A 3,626-nucleotide genomic window follows, 5' to 3' on the forward strand; every position below is an offset into this window, starting at 1 on the left:
CACCCCCACCGAACCAGGGCCCCGACCGACCCCGATTCCGACTGCCGCTAACTAGCTGTTCTCATCGCAGCTGCCGCATGCGTGCGGGTCTCCTCGTCAGGCAGTCGCCATACCGTCCGGCCTCCTCGGACGGGGACAAGTGGAGCGTCCGGGTTTTCGCCCACGGACGGACGGGGACGCGGGTCAGGAGGCGCGGACAGCTCCGCAGTCCGTCAGACGAAACGGAGGCGACATGAGCTTCGAAAGGGCGAATGACAGGGTCGAGAAGGTGGCCGGCCCCGCCAGGGCACGAATGGGCGACATGTCCCAGAACGAGCGGTCGCAGGCCGAGCAGGTGATGCGCCGGGACGAGGTACGGGGTAACCAGCCCGGCGAGCACGTCCAGGAGGACGCCAGGGACGCGAGGGACACCTTCACGAGCTGACCCGGTACGAGACCCCCCGGGCCGCACGCCCGGGGGGTCTCTTTCTCGCTGCCATTACCGGGGCCCTAATAGCGCCGCCGGAAGGCAATCCGTTACATCAACGCGGCGGCGTGGCGGACAAATAACCGATCAGGCATCCGGCGTCACCGTCATCGCAGGCCACCACCCAGAAGACGGAAGGACGTTCGTCCCATTCTCCACCCCGTGACCCATTGACGACGGGGAACGTCATCCGCCGATAATCGATCTCCCAATGCCACCAGCCGAGGTGGCGCCGCTTTCAGAAACGGAGCCATGGCCGATTCACCCGACGTGACGCACGGCCCCGACGCCACCCTCCGGATCGGTGGCTGGCTGTCCGAGCCACGCCGTCGCGACGCACCGCCGCCGTACCCGTCGATCAAGCCCCGGGACGGGCTGCACCGTGCCGAGGATGCCCCGCCGGGACCGGTGGCACGGCCGGCGCCGCCGGCCGAGGGGCCGTCGCACAGCCCGGACGGTCCCAAGCGGCCACTGCTGCTGGGCTACGTCGCGGTCGGTGCGCTCGCCACCCTGCTCATCGCGTTGTCGCCGTTCTGGATGGCCTCACCGCAGCCCAAGGAGGAGGGTCCGGCGGCGGCCGCGCCAGCCACCGGACTGGACCAGGCGGACGCCACCGACCCGACGAGCGGCGCAGAGCCCCGTTCCTTCTCCCCCGCGCCGGTGTCGCTTTCCACCCGGGCCTCACTGCGGCCACCCACCCACGCCGCATCGCCCACCGACCGACCCAGCGTGCCCGTTGGGGGTACGACCCCCCGCCCCCGCCCGTCGATGGCTCCGCCGAAGCCTCCACAGGAGCAGCCCCGATCGGACGAACTACCACCGCTGCCGCCGGAGCGGGAATCGTCCCTGCGGTCCCGCGGCGGTGGCTCGGAGACGTTCGTCGACTTCGTCAACGCCCGCAGCTCGCAGGTCCACATTTACTGGCTCGACTACCACGGCCAGCGGCGGCCCTACGGGGTGCTGGCGCCCGGCACGTCGTACCGGCAACACACGTACGTGGGCCATCCGTGGGTGGTGACAGACAGCGGCGGCAGGGCGTTGGCCTGTTTCCTGCCCGCGCCGGAGACTAGGAAAGCGGTGATCAGATAGGACGGCCCTCGCCGCGCGCTGGTGGCACCGGTCGGAGGCGGCGGGCCCAGCTCCACAGTGCCGCAGCCCATGGTCGGCGTCGGGCTGGTGAGTCGCCGCGGGCCTGGCGCAGTACGTGACCCCGAAGGGTGTTCCGCGCCAGGCCCGGCGACGGTCGTCAGGCGTCGGTTCGGACCGCCTGGTCGGTGAAAAGGCGCTGCGTGTCCGCTCCGCTCAGCACGCCCTGGCACACACCCAGGCCGTCGACCTACCCGTAGAGCCATCCGTCCGGTCCGGCCGGCGTGGTCGACCCGACCAGCAGGGCACCCGACGCCTGTCCGGGCTGCCATGCGGCGTTCAATCCGACCGCCTCGGCCAACGTTCCGTCCACATAGAGCCGCGCCTGCCGGTTCGTGGCGTCGAGGACCGCGACGAGGTGATGCCACTGGTCGGTGGTAGTCGCCGGCGCGGTCGCGTAAGTGGTCGCCGAGTCATCGGCCCCGGCGGCTACCCCGAACACCCACTGCCCGCCGTTGTCCGGCTCGTACGCCAGCCGGAAAGCGCTGCGGTCGACGTGGTCCTGTGCGAGGACAGTCTGCGCGCCGCGCGCCGGGTCGAGCCGCACCCAGGTCGACACGCTGAACGATTGGTCGTGTCGATGTCCGACCAGTGCACTGTCAGTTTGGAAGGTGCCGAGCATCAGCTTGGGAATCGGGTTGATCTACACATCAAGTAGTCGCGGTGCCTGGTGAATGAGCACCGAGCGTTGGCAGCCGGGGCGCCGGGACGCTCGTGTGGGCCGCCGTCGACCGCTGCATCGGGCACGCCGACGCCGCGCCTCTCGAACGTCGACCTGAACCTATGGGTTGTCGGCGAGGTGGTTGGCGAGCCTTCGTCACTTCGCCAAGCGGCACTGACTGGACGGCACGGCAATGGCCCCAGCGCTGAGCGCCGGGGCCATCGAGCCCATTTCATCGCGACGGGTGATGGTTATCAGCTCCCGGAGTCCGGGAACAGGAGCAGGTCGAACACCAGGCCCTGGCTGTCAAGCTCCAACTGCTGGCTGCCGGAGAGGCTGGGCGGGCCAGCGTAAGTGCCGGTGAGCGTGTAGAGGCCCGGGTCGACGGCGAATCGGAAGCCACCGTCGGTGCCGGTGACGACCTCGACCCCAGCCGGCTCCAGCCGGATCGTCGCCCCCTCCACCGGCAGCCAGGTGGTCGCGTCGAGCGCTTGGCCCTTGAGGTTCCAGATGGCGGACACCGTGAAGGTTCCCTGCGTCGTGGGGCTGACCCGGCCGCGGCGGTCGACGGCCACCGCGTACACCGGATGCTCCCCGGTCACATTGCCGACGTCGATCGTCACAGTGGCCGTACCGTCCGGCGCCGCCGGGACCTCGCTGTCCAGGCTGGTGTCGTCGACGCTGTACCGGAACGTGGTCACCTTGGTGTCACCGTTTGCGTCGAACCTGACGGCAATCTGGCCACCCTCGGCGACGCTGTCCCCGTTCGGAAAGCTGATCCCCGGCTGGAGGGGCACCTTCGTCCCGGCCAGCCGCCCGACGGCCGCCGACGCTGGCGGCGCCACCAGCGTCGAACCGGCGGCTAGCAGCGCCAGCGACGCGGTCAAGGCAACAAGCCTGCGGCGAGTAGAAGGGCTGCGCGCACCCGAGGTAGATCCGACAAACATTCCAGCCCCCGTATGATCAGAACGTCACGGCGTGATCACCCTAGCCAGCAAGATGATCTCCGTCAACGTCTTTCGAAGTGGTGGCCATGGATCTCTGGCGCCCCTGGACTGAGGCTCAACTGCCCTCGACGTCGATCCGGGCCTGGAACTTCCCCATGGAATCATCGGGCACCCAGCATGGCTCGTTGACCTGGGACGCCATGACATCTCGCTGTGGAAACCCTGCCTTGGGGTCCATGGACGTCCACCGCTGCTCACCCCCGTAGTCACTTGGGTCATTGAGCCATTTTCATCCTGGGTAGCGGTTGGTTTCGACGTGGTGCAGGACGAGGATGGCTTGGACGATCGGGGTGGCTCGGCGTGGGCAGCAGCGCAGCTTGGTCAGGATCTTCCAGGTTTTGAGCGT

Annotated in this window: 4 protein-coding genes and 1 pseudogene; 2 read left to right on the top strand and 3 right to left on the bottom strand. The window is 68.9% G+C overall.

Features of this window, described 5'->3' with window-relative positions; all coding sequences use genetic code 11:
- The first annotated feature begins 232 nt into the window (after nt 1–232).
- The gene (locus C1I99_RS30400) at nt 233–424 is read left to right on the top strand and encodes a general stress protein CsbD (protein ID WP_111137602.1); all 192 of its coding nucleotides are present in this window, start codon (nt 233–235) and stop codon (nt 422–424) included.
- 294 nt (nt 425–718) lie between these two features.
- Entirely contained in the window at nt 719–1,555 is an 837-nt protein-coding gene (locus C1I99_RS34365) for a VHL beta domain-containing protein (RefSeq protein WP_233512804.1), read from the top strand.
- A gap of 247 nt (nt 1,556–1,802) precedes the next feature.
- Here the strand turns inward: C1I99_RS34365 and C1I99_RS30410 are convergent, their stop codons facing one another.
- The 3 genes and pseudogenes from C1I99_RS30410 to C1I99_RS30420 all read right to left on the bottom strand — a co-directional run.
- On the bottom strand, nt 1,803–2,234 hold the full coding sequence (locus C1I99_RS30410; protein WP_111137603.1) for a LamG-like jellyroll fold domain-containing protein: 432 nt from the start codon (nt 2,232–2,234) through the stop codon (nt 1,803–1,805).
- 293 nt (nt 2,235–2,527) lie between these two features.
- On the bottom strand, nt 2,528–3,160 hold the full coding sequence (locus C1I99_RS30415; protein WP_111137604.1) for a hypothetical protein: 633 nt from the start codon (nt 3,158–3,160) through the stop codon (nt 2,528–2,530).
- A gap of 349 nt (nt 3,161–3,509) precedes the next feature.
- A pseudogene (locus C1I99_RS30420) lies at nt 3,510–3,626 on the bottom strand (IS5/IS1182 family transposase); the annotation flags it as partial.

It is taken from the genome of Micromonospora deserti (genome assembly GCF_003236335.1).
GTDB classification, from domain to species: Bacteria; Actinomycetota; Actinomycetes; order Mycobacteriales; family Micromonosporaceae; genus Micromonospora; species Micromonospora deserti.